Origin of the sequence: Pseudomonas sp. PONIH3, assembly GCF_002934345.1 — a bacterium.
Taxonomy (GTDB): domain Bacteria; phylum Pseudomonadota; class Gammaproteobacteria; order Pseudomonadales; family Pseudomonadaceae; genus Aquipseudomonas; species Aquipseudomonas soli.
This window is the reverse complement of the sequence record NZ_CP026386.1, coordinates 4,045,947-4,060,275: the sequence shown is the minus strand read 5'-3', so window position 1 is coordinate 4,060,275 and position 14,329 is coordinate 4,045,947. Positions and strand designations below refer to the sequence as shown.

Below are 14,329 nucleotides of genomic sequence, written 5' to 3'. Positions count from 1 at the left end.
CGCGAGGAGCCTCATCAAGGGGATTCGTAGGGTGCCGTTCTTGTAACGTCTGCAGCATTCTGGAGTGGCTCTGCTTCGTCGCAAAATTGCCGGCGTTTCTCGTTCTTGTCTATTCGAAACGCTGCGTGGTGCTGCTTGCAGAGGTAAAGCGCCTGGAGGTGTGTAAATTCACACGATGGAGTTTGGCCGGTGTGCTGGCAACGGTAGTTCTGACAGGGTGTTCCACTTACCGTCCTTGGATCAACCCGACACTTTCCGACGCCGCCTTAATGTCTCTCGCCGAGAACGACCAACGCATCAGGCCGTCGGAGGTCAACCAACCGGTGGTTGTAGCGGTGACACTGTCAGGCGGGGGCGCTCGGGCGGCGGCCTTCGGCCTGGGCGTGCTGCGCGAACTCAAGGCCACACGCTTCGCGCTAGAGGGCCAGGAGACCACTCTGTTGGATCAGGTGTTCCTGGTCAGCGGAGTGTCGGGGGGCAGCATCCTTGCCGCGCACTTCGCGGCCTTCGGCGATGCCACGCTGACTCGTTTCGAGCCGGATTTTCTGCTTGTGCCTTTTGAGGGGCGACTCATACGTGAAGCTCTGTGGCCTGAGCGTCTTTATAGACTAACTTCACCTTGGTTTGGGCGCAGCCAGATCCTGGCTCAACGCTTGGACGAACTTTTTGAAGGCCGCACCTTTGGTGACGTGCGCCGACGACCGGGCGCGCCCGAACTGATGATCACGGCAACCGACCTCACGACCGGTGCCCCTTTCGATTTCACCACCGAGCAATTCCGGCTAATCTGTTCCGACCTCGATGCAACGCCGCTGTCTTTCGCGGTGGCGGCCTCGTCGGCAGTACCGCTGGTGCTGTCGCCCGTAACGGTGCGAAACAACGCCAATACCTGTCCGCCGCCTCTCCGATCTTTGCCTGTCAGAGGGCAAAATTACAGATCACGCATCCTGCAAAGCGGCATAGACAGCTACCTCAATGCGCACGATCGGCCCTATATCCACCTCGTGGACGGTGGTGTCTCCGACAACCTCGGCGTACGTCTGATGCTAGACCGGCTAGTAGCTTCGGGCTCAATGAGCGCCAATTTCTCGGAGGTCAAGCCCGGAAGCTTGCGCCGACTCGTGTTGGTGACGGTGAACTCCGAACGAGGACTGAGCGAGAGAGTGGACAGTAGCGACCGAGTTCCCAGCACGACGCAAGTACTTGAGTCGCTGATCTTCGGTGCCGGCGCTCGCGAGACCCAGGTGACGCTGGCCATGCTTAACGACGACCTGCAACACTGGCGTTCCGAGATTGTCCGCACCCGTGGCCAAGCGGACAGCCCCTTTGCGGCCGACGCAGAAATCTACGTAGTAAGCGTAAGTCTGAACGACGTGCCGGACGACAAGATCCGGCATTCGCTGCTGCGCGTGCCCACAGCCTTCACGATCGAGGCTACGGATGTCTTGGACCTGCAAACTGCGGGAGGCGAAGCACTGAGGCAATCCAAGGAGTTTATGGCATTGATTGAATCTCTAAGAAGAATCACAGCAGCCAAGCAGACTGCGCCTGGTACTCAGCTTCCCTTGATATCTAACTGATACCGATACTGGGCTTTCGTCCAAGTTCCCAAGAGGCACTTCCGCCGATAACCTTTGCGGCAAGCTGTTGTCCCAGTCGCGGCTCAATTACCGGCCGCCACGGCACAAGGCTGAACCCCATGCCGTCATCGAGCATCGCGTAGCGCCCGCTGGCGAGCATAATGGAACGCCGGTAGATACCGGCTACGCGCTGCCCGTCGGCCACCGGGCGATGCTCTAGGCCGGTTTCCGCCGCAATGTCTTTCGCGGCCTGCACTAGTTCCCGATTGCGTAGCGTGCCCAGCAGGTTGCGCGCGAGGATGACGCGCTGCCCGCGGCGCTGTGCCAGCCCCTGTTCTTCGAGGAAATCGGCTCGCTGCTGTATGGCCTGCTTGGTATCACCGCCAAAGCCCAAGTTGCCCAGCCCACGGCCACCGCCGATCAGTTGCTGGTCAAGCCAAGTCGCGCCGATGACGCGGGCCTGCCGTTCAATAGGAAGGTGTGATTTCAGCTCTACGGCTACATCGCCCAGCCGTTGCGCGTCGTATTGGCGGCCACGCTCGGCCAGGTCGTCCGGTACCTTCCATAGCCCTTCGGCCACGCGCTCCACGATGCAAGCCCGGCGCAGGGCTTCCAGCCGCCGGACATGAGCGGCGACGACTTCCTGCGGGTCGCGTCCGGGCGTAGCCCGGCCCTGCTCGATTACCAGGTGATGATCGGTGCGGTACAGGCCATCGCTCGCCAGCGAGGCGATGTTCTTGTCGGCCGTGCGCACCTCAGTCGAACCCTTCACCTCTACCACAGCGCCCGTGGGATAGTTCGCCAGTTCGTCGCGGGCGTTCAGTGCAACGTAGTGGGCCTTACCGTCCGTGCCGTCGATGATCAGATAGCCTCGGTCGTGCAACTCATCGGCAAGCCCCTTCGCGGCCACGCGGCCGATGAGGCTGCGACCATCGTCGCCCGGCTCGAACACCGCCAGCTCACGCGGCTGGCCGCTCATGGCCCGCTGCATCGTTCGGATGATGTCGCCACGCTCACCCAGGGCACGCAAGGTCTTCTCGGCATCGGCATGAATGGCCCAGGTGCCGGGCTGCACCTCGTCGGCTAGGCCCAGGCGCTGCAAGCGTTGCAGGCGGCCGATCAGCAGCAGGCGCTGGCGTTGCAACCTCGGCTCGTTGAGCCGTTCGACATGCACCCGGCCATCCTCGCCGGTCTCGCGCTGCAAGGTGCGATCCAGGCTCGTCCACCGCTCCTGTTCCACCTCGCGCCTCAAGGTCTGCTGAATCTCCAGTTCGGTGCGCGGCCCCAGCCACTCGGTCGCCAGCTCGGCGGCGCGATGGCGGAAGCCGTGGGCGATGTAGTCACCCGCGATGATGAGGTCTTTGCCGGTGTCGTCGCGCCCGCGCACGATCAGGTGGGTGTGCGGGTTGTCGGTGTTCCAGTGATCCACCGCCACCCAATCCAGCCGCGTGCCCAGGTCGGCTTCCATGCGGCTCACCAGATGCCGGGTGTAGGTGCGCAGGTCGTCCAGCTCGGCCCCGTCCTCGGGCGAGACGATGAAGCGGAAATGGTGCCGGTCGTCGGCGCAGCGTTCCTTGAAGGCGTCCAGATCGGCTTCGTCGGCCTGTGGCCCGTAGCCCCGGCCCGGTTCGCCATCGCGACCCGCGCCGTCGCGCTCGATGTAGCGCAGGTGCTTGGCGAGCGATTGCGGGCTGGCCCGCTGGTGATTGACCAGCAAGGTCTTGATGGTCACGCGCCGCGACATGGGCATTAGCTTCGCCCCGGCGAAGCGCGCCGCCGTGTGGCCACGTCCGAGCCGAGAGCCGGGCCGCTGGCCGGTGCCAGCCGCGCCAGGACGGCGTACTGCCGACTTGCCGCTGCTGGCTTTGCCGGCCTGCTTGAGCACCTTGGAAACGAAGCTCTGCCCCTGGCCCTTGCCCCGGTTCTTCGGGGCGCTGGGGCGCACGCGAAAGTCGTCGTCGCGGCTGTCGGTCATGGCTGCGCTCCCCGCAAGCTTGGGCGTGTCCTGTCGTGCGAAGCACGCGGACATGCCAGCATTGGCGCGACCCTCGCGCCAAACGCGGCACGGTGGCGAAGCCGCTCCGTGCCGCGTTCCCCCCATGTGCTGACTGGCTTTCGACGCGGCCAGGTGCCGCGTCCTTTTGTCTTGCCTTCCGCCTTTGCCCTTCGCTGTCGCTCCGGGCGTCGGGGGCTCGGCGGCGCTGTGCTGCTTGCAGCCAGCCCGCCGGCGAACGCAACGACGACCGCAGGCCGGGCGCGTTCGAGGCAAGACGCCTGCACGTTGGGCGGCTGCGCCGAAGGCAGCGCGAAGTGCGGCGTGGATGCGCTCGCACTGCACGCGCGACGACACGGCAGCAGCAGCCGGAACGACACGCCCGATGGCACGATGAGATGCACGGCAACGTGCAGCGAATCGGCGGCCATCATGGGCGTGTCTCCAACCAGACCGGGTGCGCGACGCCGATCACGGCGGATGCGCTGACCGGGCCGAAATAGCGGCTGTCGAACGACGCCGGGTTGGTCACGCTCAACAGGAACAGTTCGCCCGGTTCGAGGCGGCGGCAAAGCTGCAAGGATGGCAGCGGCCGGCCCAGCCGGTCGGCAGGCAGCGCGGCGGCTACCGGCACGCCGTCGATGCGTACCCTACCGGCGACGATGCAGACGTGTTGCGGCGCGACCGCGCCCACACGTTTGAGCAGCGGGACGTGTGCCGGCAGGTAGCCGCGCTGCACAGCGAGCGCGGCTACATCTGGCGGCAGCGTGGTCAGGACGACGCTGCCCACGGACAAGGGACATGGCAGCGAGTCGGTGCCGCGGCGCTGCGGATCGACGCGATACCAGCCGACCGCCACGCTGTCGGACGGGTTGTAGGTCAGACGCGGCAGCGGCGACACGAAAGCCGCCCAGGCCAACGCAGCGAGGCCGACGGCGGCGAAGCCCGCCAGCACGATGCGAACGCGCAGGCGCGAGCGAGGATGCGGCGCGGCTTCGTGCGTGCATGTGGTGTTGGATTGGGTCGTCATGGCAGCACCCTTCCGGCCAGCCAGGCGGCGTGCCGCTCGGCGGTGTATTCGGGCAGCGCCAGGCGGGCCGCCAGACGGTTGCCCAGCGTGCGCCAGTACGCGGGCGACACGTCGATGGCGGCGATGCCTTGCGCGTCGATGTCGTCGATGCGTTCCAGCACGGCACGCACCGCGTTTTCGCCTTCGGCGTGCAGCAGCAGGCGTGCGCCCGGCCGCACGCCAGGGATGCGCTGCATGTCGTCCAGCGGCGTGGCGGCTTGCATCACCATGAGTTGCCAGCGGATCGTGCCGTAGTCGTTTGCTTCCCAGCGCACGCGGCAGAACATTGCACGCGGCAGGAACACCGCGCAGCGCCGCCAGCGGTCGAGCCGCAGCGTGCGCGCCGGTTCGCCGAAGCGCAGGTAGAGCTTGAAGCGCGGTTCGATGTAGGCGAGCGATACGCGGGTCAGCGGTGTGTTACCGGCTTGCGCAGCGAGTGCCGCCGGCACTGGCAGCAGCGCTGCCGTCGTTGTGCCAGCCGAAGGCAATGTGGATGCGTTCATGGCCTGTTCTCCGGGAACTCCCGTTCCAGCAGTGCGCGCAGCAGGTCGGCCACGGTCACGCCTTGCGTGAAGGCCGACACCTTGATGCGCGCCCGCATGGCGGGCGTGATGTCCAGGGTCAGGCGCGCGGTGTAGAGGTCGCCTTTGCCCAGCGCATCGGCATCGCCCTGGCGAATCCACGCTTCTGCGTGCGGATTCGCGGGCGGACGTGCGCCGATGCCGACGCGCTTGCTGCGTGGGCCGCTCATGTCGGCCACCGCAGCAGTTCGTCCACCAGGGCGGTGATTTCGCGGGCGGCGGCGCTGTTGGGCGCTGTCTCGCGGGCGAGCCGGCCAACGGCCGCGCTGTCGGCGAACACGATGCGCTGATGCACTTCTGAGCGCAGCGCGGGCAGCGGCTGTTCGGCCAGCGATTGCCGCGCCTCGCGGCCGATGATGGTGGTGCTGATGCGCCGGTTGATGACGAAGGCCGCGCGCAGTGCAGGCTGGAACACCTGTGCCTCGCGGATCAGCGAAACCATTTCGGCGCTGGCCCACACGTCGTAGGGGCTGGGCTGCACCGGGATCAGCACGCGCTCGGCCGCCAGCAGCGCGGAGCGCGCCAAGGCGGCGATGCGCGGCGGGCCGTCGATGACAACGTGATCGGCCCGCCTGGCGAGTTCTGGCGCTTCCTGATGCAGCGTTTCGCGTGCGAGGCCCACGGCGCTGAACAGCCGTGGCAAACCTTGCTGGCATCTGCGCTGTGTCCAGTCAAGCGATGAGCCTTGTGGGTCGGCATCGAGCAGGACGACGTGCTGGCTGCGCAGCGCCAGTTCGCCGGCGATGTGCGTGGCGAGTGTGGTCTTGCCGACGCCGCCTTTCTGGTTGAGCAGAGCGAGGATCATGGCGCGGCCCTCCGTGCTGGAAAGCCTGCCTTTCGCTCCTGCAATTCGTGCCGTTTGGTGGTTGTCCACCGAAACGGCGCGCTTCTACTAAAAGTTAGAGAATTTAAGTTAGGAATGTTAGAGGGGGACGAAACCCAATGCTGGCAAGGGTTTGCAGCCGATTTTGTTGCCTGATAGCACGAGGATTCGTTGCCTGATAGCACGAGCCTCCTGTTGCCTGATAGCACGAGTGAATTAACAGGTTTTCCCACAGTTATCCCCGTGCCGTGAGCGGCACGGGCCGGAAGGTCAGCAGTTCGGTTTTCTCGCCAGGCATCCGCTCGATGCCCAGGACGTAGCCGGGCAACGACTGCCGCGCCACCAGCGCGCGCAGGTCGGCGGCGAAGTCGTAGAAGCGCGCCACGCTGCCCGACTTGCGGTACAGGTGCTGGAAATCGAATTGCCAGCCGTGCTCCTGTCGCCCGCCATGCTTGCGCACCAAGCGGTATAGCCACCGCTCGATGCCGCCGGTCAGCCGGAAATACGTCGGGTCGATGGTCAGCACCAGGGCCGCGTCCACCACGCCCGCATAGAACCAGTCCGGCAGGATCAGCTCGATGCCTAGCGGCGTGCCGCTGGCATCGGCCAGTTCCTTCCACTCGTTGATCCACGAGAAGCGATGCAGTCGCCTTCCCGTGGTTTCGCGGATGGACGTGGCCACCGTGGTCGATTGCAGCCGGTCGAGCGCGGCTTTCAGGCGCTGGTAGTCGCGTAGCGACGTACCGCGCCCGATGAAGCGCAGGATTTCGTAAGGGCGCACCTGCATCAGCCGCGAGGTCGGGATGCCCGCATCGCGGGCTTCCACGATCTGCGAGGCCGCCCAGATCAGGATGTCGGCATCCCAAATGGTCGCTATACCATGCTCCTGCGTCCCCTCCACGCGGATGGTGATGCCGCCTGCCCGGAAGTCGATCGGCGCGACGCGCCGCGACTTCGCCAGCGAGAAGAACGGAAAGGCCATCAAGTCCTGGCTGTCGCGTGGCGCCATGTCGCCCGGCAGCGCGCGGAACAGGTCGAGCTGTTCGCGCTGCTGCAAGGCTTGCCCTGGCGGGCTGGACATGGCGAAGGCCACCCACGCGCCGACGGTCAGCGGCCATCACGGTAGTCGCCCGCATGGCGCTCGGCGTACTCCGGGTCGGAAGTCGCATCAAAACTGCGCGCATCGGCCCAGGCATCGAGGTCGGACACCGCGTACATGACGCGGCGGCCGAACTTGCGGAACTTCGGCCCGCCGCCGATCACGCGCTGCTTCTCCAGCGTGCGAGGGCTGAGGCGCAGATATTCGGCGGCCTCGTCGTTGGTCAGGTAGCGTTGGGGCTGCGCGGGCGCAGCGACAGCAGCGGCGGCAGGCCGCAAGGGAGCGGGTCGCATGGGATGTACCTCCATCAAGCCCGGCCACACCACGCGGCCGGATAGAGGCACTTTCAAGAAAGATGGGCTTCTTGCTAAGGGACGAAATGAAGGGGCTGCAAAACGTCCCCCCTTACTGCGCTGCAACTGGAGGGAGCTGCGCCAGGCTGCGATAGCCACCGCGCATCAGCGCCTCGCCACGCCGCACCAGCCGACGTACACGAGCGCGCACAGCGCTGTCCTTGTGCCAGTCGGCCACGACGGCATCCACGCCAAAAAGCCCTTCGGCCACCTCACGCAAGGACGCGCCCGCCAGGGTCGCGTCCAGCGCCTGCAAGGTATGCACTTCCCGAAGCTGGCTTAGCGAAGGCCGGGGTCGCGCAGTGGCGACAGGCGCGGCATCCGCCGCAGCGGTCAGCCTGTCCAACTCGACGGCAAGTGCGTGGTATCGAGCACACGGTACGGCGCAGGCCCGGATGGCATAGGCGTAAGCCATGCCGTCGGCCAGGCCGGGCGCGAGCACGAAGCGCAGGCAGCAGCCGGGCCAGCGCGCCATCAGCACCAGGCGCTTGCCGTCATGGATCAGGTATTTGTGGCCCGGCAGCTTCCAGAACTCAAAGCACAGGGCATCGGGCGGTGGATCGGTATCCGGGTAGAGCTGCACTACGGCATCGTGATCGGGGAACCAGGCCGGGTGCGCATCCCGCGCATCCAGAGCGGGATCTTCCAGCAGGCGCAGCCCCCAATGCCCGGCAGTATCCGGTTGGCGACGACGGCGCAACCAGTCGTGCCGATAGTCTGGATGACGGCGCAGGTACTCCCAGGCCAGCGCCGGGCCATCCAGATGTAGAACGTAGAGATAGGCCGCCGTGGCATACCACGGCTCGGCACTGCGATCAGCCATGAGGCAACCTCCCTGTGCTGGGAATACGTCGCCACGGCAAAACGGCGTGCTACGAGGCCATCGTCAAAACGTCATGGGTGAAGCGTAAACTGGCAGTGTCAAGACCGATGAACTCCGATGCGTTGCTGAAATCGTCCGAGTGCGACGGCGGCAACGCACTCCAATGGCATGCCGCGTCGTTCAGCTTGCCGCAGCCTGCGCCAGACATCATGACCGTTTCGATCAGGCACGCACCGCTTCGGTGCAACACTGCCGATTCAGACCGAACGGGTCACGGACCAGACCGAAATAGACACAGTGCGCCACCGCTTCGCGGCGGCCCTCAATCGGTGATCGAGCCGTTGTCTTCGGCCAGTTGCAGGTATTCCGACAAACGTCGTACCGGCTGGAAGTAGAGATCCCGCATCACGGGCTGCTGGCGCGGCCCGACGATGGCGGCCAAGTCGGACAGCTTCACCGTTCCCAGTGCAGGCATGCCAATCCCCAAGTCGATCAGGCCGTGGGCAGTATCGCCATCGGCTGGGTCGAGCGAAGCCAGCAGCCAAGTGGCATGCGCATCTGGCGTGAACAGGCGCACCACGGGCAGCGGATCGGTGTCCTGTCCTGCGGCGCGTGCTTGGCCGTTGGCCAGCAGGCGTGTGCACTCGTCGGCGGTGATGAGCGGAGTCATGGCCGTATGCCCACGGATGTGCGGAGCATCAGAGACGCTTTACCGCTTCCCCTCGAAAGCACAGATGAGCAAGCCGACGCATCCGCAGAAGCGTAGAAGCACGAAGACACATGCACGGAAGTCAGGAAAGACACAGATCAGGCTCTCCACTTTTGAAGAAAGCCGCCGATGCGGATTTCAGTAAAAGAACAAACAAACGAAATGAACACTATAGATTGTAGTCCTATAGGGTGCAATGAGTTGTCATTCTGGATTTTGGGGAAAGTCCAGCATGACAACGCTCAAGCCATCGCTGCCCGATGCGTTGCGAAAGATCAGGAAAGCACGTGGCCTGAGCCAAGAGGCCTTCTCGGACGTGTCCAGCCGCACCTATCTAAGTTCGCTGGAGCGCGACCTGAAAAGCCCGACGCTGAACAAGCTCGCCGAACTGTGCGAAGTAATGGAAGTTCACCCGCTCACGCTATTGACGTTGGCATATGCCGGCAATAGCACGCATAAAACTGAGGATGTTCTGGAACAGGTACGGCAGGAACTCAAAGAAATTTTCGGAGAAGGTATTGGCTGAGCATCGCGCGCCCTTCATTCCACGGATGCGGCCTAAAGGAGATTAGAACTGTGTACAACCTGCTTGTTACGGCTGCCGAAGGCGCATGGGACATTTCCGCATACGAATATGACCGGACGCGGTTTCTTGAGCACACCACAGATAGCATCAAGGCGAAATTTTCCAACCTTGATGCAAATGCTCAGGAAGAACTGAAGTCGCTCCCGACACTTTTCACGTACGAAGGAGACGATGAGGTTGTGCGGGTTGGGTATATCAGAAGAATAAAAGAGCGTGGGCGAAGCATCCTGGTCGAGTATGAATTCGATGACAGTATCCCCGCTTTCAATTTCTCCAAGCTGAAGTCATTGCTGACAAAGCTTGACATTGGAAGGTGGGAGATGTCGCGCACCCACTGGGCCGTAAAGGACGAGGATCTTTTTGAACTGCTTGCCTCGGAGGGCCTTGTGGATGAGAGCTATGTTGCTGAAGGCCGCCCGCCTGGTCGCGTTGAAGAAATGCGATTTCGGGTCGCGCTGTCCTTTCCCGGTGAGAAGCGAGATTACGTAGCTGCCGTAGCCGCAGAAGTGAAGAAACGTTTGGGGCGCGATGCCGTTTTCTATGACAAGGATTTCACTGCACAGCTAGCACGGCCCAATCTGGACACCTTGTTGCAGCGCATCTACCTCAACAACTCCGATCTGGTCGTCGTATTTCTTTGCGCAGAGTACGAGCGTAAGGAATGGTGTGGCCTAGAGTGGCGCGCCATCCGAAACATCATCAAGAACAAGAACGATCACGCAATCATGTTCATGCGCTTCGATCATGCCGATATAAGCGGCAGCTTTTCGATTGATGGTTACGTAGATTTGGACGAGTACACACCGCTGGAGGCAGCGCGGATGGTTGTCGAACGAGTTCGCTTGAATGACTTGCCCCCCGCTGGGACCTCATGTATCTGAAGTGCGCTGTCTGACAGCGAAAACTCATAAGCACGAAGCGCCCAGCCGCAATGGGCTGGGCGCGGTGGGCGGCCGTCAGGCCGCCTTGGGCTTGCTGCGCGACCAGATCAGGTCGTGCGTGCCGTCCTCGTTCTCGATCAGGCGGGCATAGACCGTCGCCGGGAACGAAGGATCGTCGAGGGATACGGACACGTAGGGCCGTCCGGCTTCGCTGGTCTTCTTCCACGCCGCGCCGATGTCGTGCCCGGCCGCCTGAAGGCGGAAGTCGGGGGCGCTTTCGTTCTCGCCCTTGGCGTTGGCAACCAGCTTGACCTTGACGTTCAGGGTCAGGGTGCGAAGCGTGCCGGTGAAGCCGTCTTTCTCTGCGGTGAAGGTGCCGATGTTTGCCATGATGAGTTTCCTTTTGTCAATGGCCATTAATTTTGACCCACTTTTGGCCAATAGAATTGACCCACTTGCTCACCGCTAACCGCCGGTTTTCTGCTTCAAACGATAGCTCTCACCTCCCAGCATAAAGATGTGTGAATGGTGGATCACGCGGTCGATGATGGGCACGGCCACGTTGTCGTCATGGAAGAACTCGCCCCAGCTGGTGAAGTCCTTGTTGGTGGTCAGGATGACCGAGCGGTACTCGTACAGGTTGTTGATTAACTGGAACAGGTTGTACCGGGCTTGGCGCGTCATCGGCAGGTAGCCCAGCTCATCGATGATCAGCACGTCGTATTTGCTCAGCTGATTAAGGCGCTTCTTCAGCTCGCCCTTCATTTCCGCCAGCTCCAGATCCTCGACCAACGCCAGAGCCGTGCGGAACAGCACCTTGTAGCCCGCCTGAACCGCCTTGTGGCCAATCCCAATGGCCAAGTGGGTCTTGCCCACACCCGGTGGTCCGATGAACACCAGGTTGTCGCGGTTGTCGATAAAGCTGAAGTCCAGCAAGGTGCTGACCTGGCGCTTGGTGATGGTGGTCTGGTGCCGGTAATCGAAGGCCTCCAGATGCTTCTCCGAGGGGAACTGCGCCTGCTTGAGGTTGCGGCTTACGCGGCTACTGGAGCGGGCGTTAAGCTCATGCTCGACCAGTGACTGGGCGAAGCTCAGGTAGGACAGTTCATTGGCTTCGGCTCTGGCCAGCAGGGTGGCCAGCTCACCCGCGGTCGCGCTGAGGCGCAGGCTTCGGTACTGCGCGATAGTGCTGTCGAGCAGGCTCATTGGGTCACCCCGTGGCCAGTCGACTGGCCAATGCGGGCATAAGCGTTCAGGTCGGCGTGACTAACCTGGCTACCGGCCTCTGGCGCATAGTCATGGTCGCCGATGATCCGGCCCCGCGCCTTGGCTTGCTGCCATGCTTCGAGGTAGCGCTTGAGCCCGGTGGCGGTCAGTTCACTGCGCTCGCACAACTCGCCGAGCAACGCCGTATCAACCGGCGCATGGGCCATGAGCAGGTCGCGTGCAGCAACCAGCTGATCCTTGTAGATACGCGGCGAAGTACGCTTGAGCAGTTGGCACAGGGTTGCCCCAAGGGCATCGGGCAGGATCGAGTCGATGCCGCGCTCCAGGTCGGTAATGCGCTGGGCATGGTCTCGGTAATGGTTGTTGTTCTTGATCATCCGGCCCTTGGCCTTGCACAGGTCATGGGTGGCTATGAGTTCACCGCTCTCCAGGTCATGGATCAGCAACTGGTTGTCCTGTGCGCTGACACCGACACGGGCTTGCTGCCAGGCCATGGGTACCGAGTACTTGTTGGCCTGCCATGAGATCAAGCCGGTCTTGTCGACCTTGCGGGTCTCCCTTGTCGGCGCCACGTGCAGCAGGTTCTGCGGGACGAGATAGGGCTTGAGCTGACTACGCTCCAGTGCCTCGAAATGCGCTCTTGGATGCTGCCCCGTCGTGCCGTGCACGCGTGCGTTGGCGACAGTCTCGAGCCAATCATTCAGGTGCTGTCGGACGGCGGCCTCGTCCTGGAAGTGCTCGCCGTAGAAGCAGTCACGCTTGACGTACTTGACCCCGGCCTCCACCTTGCCCTTGCTCTCCGGGTCATAGCCCTCGCAGGCATGGATGCGGTACCCGACGGTAGTCGCATACTGGTGGAAGCGCTGGTTCAGCGTCAGCTCACGGTACTGCTCGTTGATCACCACCATCTTGGTCTGATCGTAGATGCACTCCTCGGTGACGCCGCCGAAGTAGCGGAAGGCCTCGTCGTGCATCTGGATAAACCGTTCGGTATCCAGCGGCCGGAAGTTCAGACCGACATACATCAGCCGTGAACAGGACAGCACAAACACCACAAAATGAACGACACGCTCCAGGCCGCCAATCATGACGCCTCGCAGCTCACCGGGGTCGACCTGACACTGCACGCCAGGCACTGACTCAACGACCGGCTCGTAATAGCGCAACTGGCCACTGGCAACCTGCTGCTTGAGCGCTTGCACATAGCGGCGAATGCTCCGGTCTGACACCGCCAGCTCGGTGGTGCGCTCCCTCAGGCGACGGGCCAGCTTGACTGCGCTCAGGGCTGGAAACTGACCCAACTGATTAATCAGATAATCGCGGTGCTCGTCGAGCACCTTGGTGCGTGAAGGGTCAGCAATGGTAGCGCTGATCTGCATCTCATCCAGGTGGAGATACTTGCGTACGGTGTTCCGGGAAATCCCCAGCTCACGACTGATGGCACGGACCGACAGGCCTCGGCCCTGGTCATACAACCCCTTGATCTTGTGAATCACAACCCACTCCTTCAATGATCTGTCCCCGGCCTGTGCATAAGGCGGGTGACGCTACATGGTCGGTGGCCAATGCCACTATGGGTGGGTCAAAATTGTTGGCCAGAGGTGGGTCAGTTTAATTGGCCATTAACACCTTTCCGTTGAACAGGGTTCGCGCCCATCGCGTCCTGTTGTGATCCGATCGGCGGAGGACGGGCTGGCTGCACCGCTTGCGGGCGCAACGCAGTGGAGCGCCTGGAATCGAAAAGAATTTGTCCCGCGAGGAATGCGCGTAGCGCAGGGGAAATTGTTTTCGCTGGAAGGTTGTAGCCATAGAAGCCCGGCCACCGCCAGGATTCACAAACAGACAGGACGCCTTGGGCCGACCCGCTCCGAAAGGAAACATGGCCGACTCGGCTCCCCGCGTGACGGCTTCACCGGCTTGCGCCCTGACACGGGCAAGGACAACGCCAGCGACAAGGTGAAAGCGCCCTGACGTAGCAGGCGGCCTCTTGCTTGAGGCGTGGCGTGGAAGCTCCATTGCTAGGCCGGGTGGCGTGTCGGTGAACTGTCCTTCGTGACGTACAGGTGACGAACCGCCAGCGTCGTGGACGGCACGCTTTCGTGCAACCTGCGGCAGCAAGCCGGGGCGTAGGCCCACAAGCCCCGCTCATTGCGGCGGGGCGCATTCGGAATGTCGTCGGCGCTGTGCGCCGACGCACTTATGGGCTTCGAGGGTTTCCCGCGCACAAGGCTACTTGTGCGCCGCCCCTGCGCGGCCTGCCCGAAGGCGGCGCAGGGGCGCTCTGGCTTTGAGCCTTGAACACCGGACGCGGCCACCGCCGCGCCCGGATTTTTGGCATTCCCCGCGCCCAAGACGGAACGGCTTGGGCGCGGGGCTGCTCCCTATTCTTTGGTTTCGATGATCCACCACACGGCACGCGGCAAGGCGCGGCCCGTAATGGGATGCAGGTCGGTCAGGTCGGCGCGGGCTGTCCAGCCGCGAGGCGGGCGGTAGCCGCGCCCGTCGCCAGCACCATGCCAGCGACGGGCGCGTACCGTGCCGGGGGCGTAGGTCGCGGCCATGCGGGGGCGGTTCGTGGTGTCGTGGCTCATGGGGAATCCTCGGC

General features: G+C 63.2%; 16 protein-coding genes. 3 read left to right on the top strand and 13 right to left on the bottom strand.

Annotation, left to right across the window (positions count from 1 at the left end; genetic code table 11):
• The first annotated feature begins 125 nt into the window (after positions 1-125).
• Entirely contained in the window at positions 126-1,580 is a 1,455-nt protein-coding gene (locus C3F42_RS18795) for a patatin-like phospholipase family protein (RefSeq protein ID WP_196636953.1), read from the top strand.
• On the opposite strand, the gene C3F42_RS18790 is transcribed toward C3F42_RS18795, so the two are convergent.
• The 9 genes from C3F42_RS18790 to C3F42_RS18740 form a co-directional block, all read right to left on the bottom strand.
• The gene (locus C3F42_RS18790; protein ID WP_004883068.1) at positions 1,573-3,555 is read right to left on the bottom strand and encodes a relaxase/mobilization nuclease and DUF3363 domain-containing protein; all 1,983 of its coding nucleotides are present in this window, start codon (positions 3,553-3,555) and stop codon (positions 1,573-1,575) included. The genes C3F42_RS18795 and C3F42_RS18790 overlap by 8 nt on opposite strands.
• 448 nt (positions 3,556-4,003) lie before the next feature.
• Complete coding sequence (locus C3F42_RS18780; protein ID WP_104444750.1) at positions 4,004-4,603, bottom strand: S26 family signal peptidase; 600 nt, start codon at positions 4,601-4,603, stop codon at positions 4,004-4,006.
• A complete protein-coding gene (locus C3F42_RS18775) occupies positions 4,600-5,145 on the bottom strand; it encodes a DUF2840 domain-containing protein (protein WP_104444749.1) in 546 nt (181 codons plus the stop codon). The genes C3F42_RS18780 and C3F42_RS18775 overlap by 4 nt, the downstream gene beginning before the upstream one ends.
• Positions 5,142-5,393 (bottom strand): chromosome partitioning protein ParB, encoded by a 252-nt coding sequence (locus C3F42_RS18770; protein ID WP_104445325.1) that lies wholly within the window; start codon positions 5,391-5,393, stop codon positions 5,142-5,144. Before C3F42_RS18770 ends, C3F42_RS18775 begins: the two co-directional genes overlap by 4 nt.
• Positions 5,390-6,028, bottom strand: coding sequence for a ParA family partition ATPase (parA, locus tag C3F42_RS18765; RefSeq protein WP_104444748.1), 639 nt, complete (start codon positions 6,026-6,028; stop codon positions 5,390-5,392). Before parA ends, C3F42_RS18770 begins: the two co-directional genes overlap by 4 nt.
• A gap of 253 nt (positions 6,029-6,281) precedes the next feature.
• Positions 6,282-7,127, bottom strand: a complete 846-nt coding sequence (locus C3F42_RS18755) for a replication initiator protein A (protein ID WP_104445324.1) — start codon at positions 7,125-7,127, stop codon at positions 6,282-6,284.
• 26 nt (positions 7,128-7,153) lie between these two features.
• Positions 7,154-7,438 (bottom strand): AlpA family transcriptional regulator, encoded by a 285-nt coding sequence (locus C3F42_RS18750; protein ID WP_104444746.1) that lies wholly within the window; start codon positions 7,436-7,438, stop codon positions 7,154-7,156.
• Positions 7,439-7,550: 112 nt separating this feature from the next.
• Positions 7,551-8,321 carry a DUF2285 domain-containing protein gene (locus tag C3F42_RS18745; RefSeq protein WP_104444745.1) on the bottom strand — a complete coding sequence of 257 codons (771 nt, stop codon included), beginning with the start codon at positions 8,319-8,321 and terminating at the stop codon, positions 7,551-7,553.
• A 322-nt stretch (positions 8,322-8,643) separates the two neighbouring features.
• Positions 8,644-8,991 (bottom strand): DUF2958 domain-containing protein, encoded by a 348-nt coding sequence (locus tag C3F42_RS18740; RefSeq protein ID WP_104444744.1) that lies wholly within the window; start codon positions 8,989-8,991, stop codon positions 8,644-8,646.
• Positions 8,992-9,262: 271 nt separating this feature from the next.
• Between C3F42_RS18740 and C3F42_RS18735 the strand changes: the two genes are divergently transcribed.
• Complete coding sequence (locus tag C3F42_RS18735) at positions 9,263-9,556, top strand: helix-turn-helix domain-containing protein (protein ID WP_104444743.1); 294 nt, start codon at positions 9,263-9,265, stop codon at positions 9,554-9,556.
• Between the two features lie 50 nt (positions 9,557-9,606).
• Positions 9,607-10,497 carry a TIR domain-containing protein gene (locus C3F42_RS29695; protein WP_218277418.1) on the top strand — a complete coding sequence of 297 codons (891 nt, stop codon included), beginning with the start codon at positions 9,607-9,609 and terminating at the stop codon, positions 10,495-10,497.
• A gap of 75 nt (positions 10,498-10,572) precedes the next feature.
• Here C3F42_RS29695 and C3F42_RS18725 read toward each other — a convergent pair whose 3' ends face one another.
• The 4 genes from C3F42_RS18725 to C3F42_RS18710 all read right to left on the bottom strand — a co-directional run bounded on the left by C3F42_RS18725 (position 10,573) and on the right by C3F42_RS18710 (position 14,315).
• A complete protein-coding gene (locus C3F42_RS18725) occupies positions 10,573-10,887 on the bottom strand; it encodes a DUF736 domain-containing protein (RefSeq protein ID WP_104444742.1) in 315 nt (104 codons plus the stop codon).
• 75 nt (positions 10,888-10,962) lie between these two features.
• Positions 10,963-11,703 carry an IS21-like element helper ATPase IstB gene (gene istB, locus C3F42_RS18720; RefSeq protein WP_064491510.1) on the bottom strand — a complete coding sequence of 247 codons (741 nt, stop codon included), beginning with the start codon at positions 11,701-11,703 and terminating at the stop codon, positions 10,963-10,965.
• The gene (istA, locus tag C3F42_RS18715) at positions 11,700-13,220 is read right to left on the bottom strand and encodes an IS21 family transposase (RefSeq protein WP_081273177.1); all 1,521 of its coding nucleotides are present in this window, start codon (positions 13,218-13,220) and stop codon (positions 11,700-11,702) included. Before istA ends, istB begins: the two co-directional genes overlap by 4 nt.
• 885 nt (positions 13,221-14,105) lie before the next feature.
• Complete coding sequence (locus C3F42_RS18710; RefSeq protein ID WP_104444741.1) at positions 14,106-14,315, bottom strand: hypothetical protein; 210 nt, start codon at positions 14,313-14,315, stop codon at positions 14,106-14,108.
• Positions 14,316-14,329 lie beyond the last annotated feature (14 nt).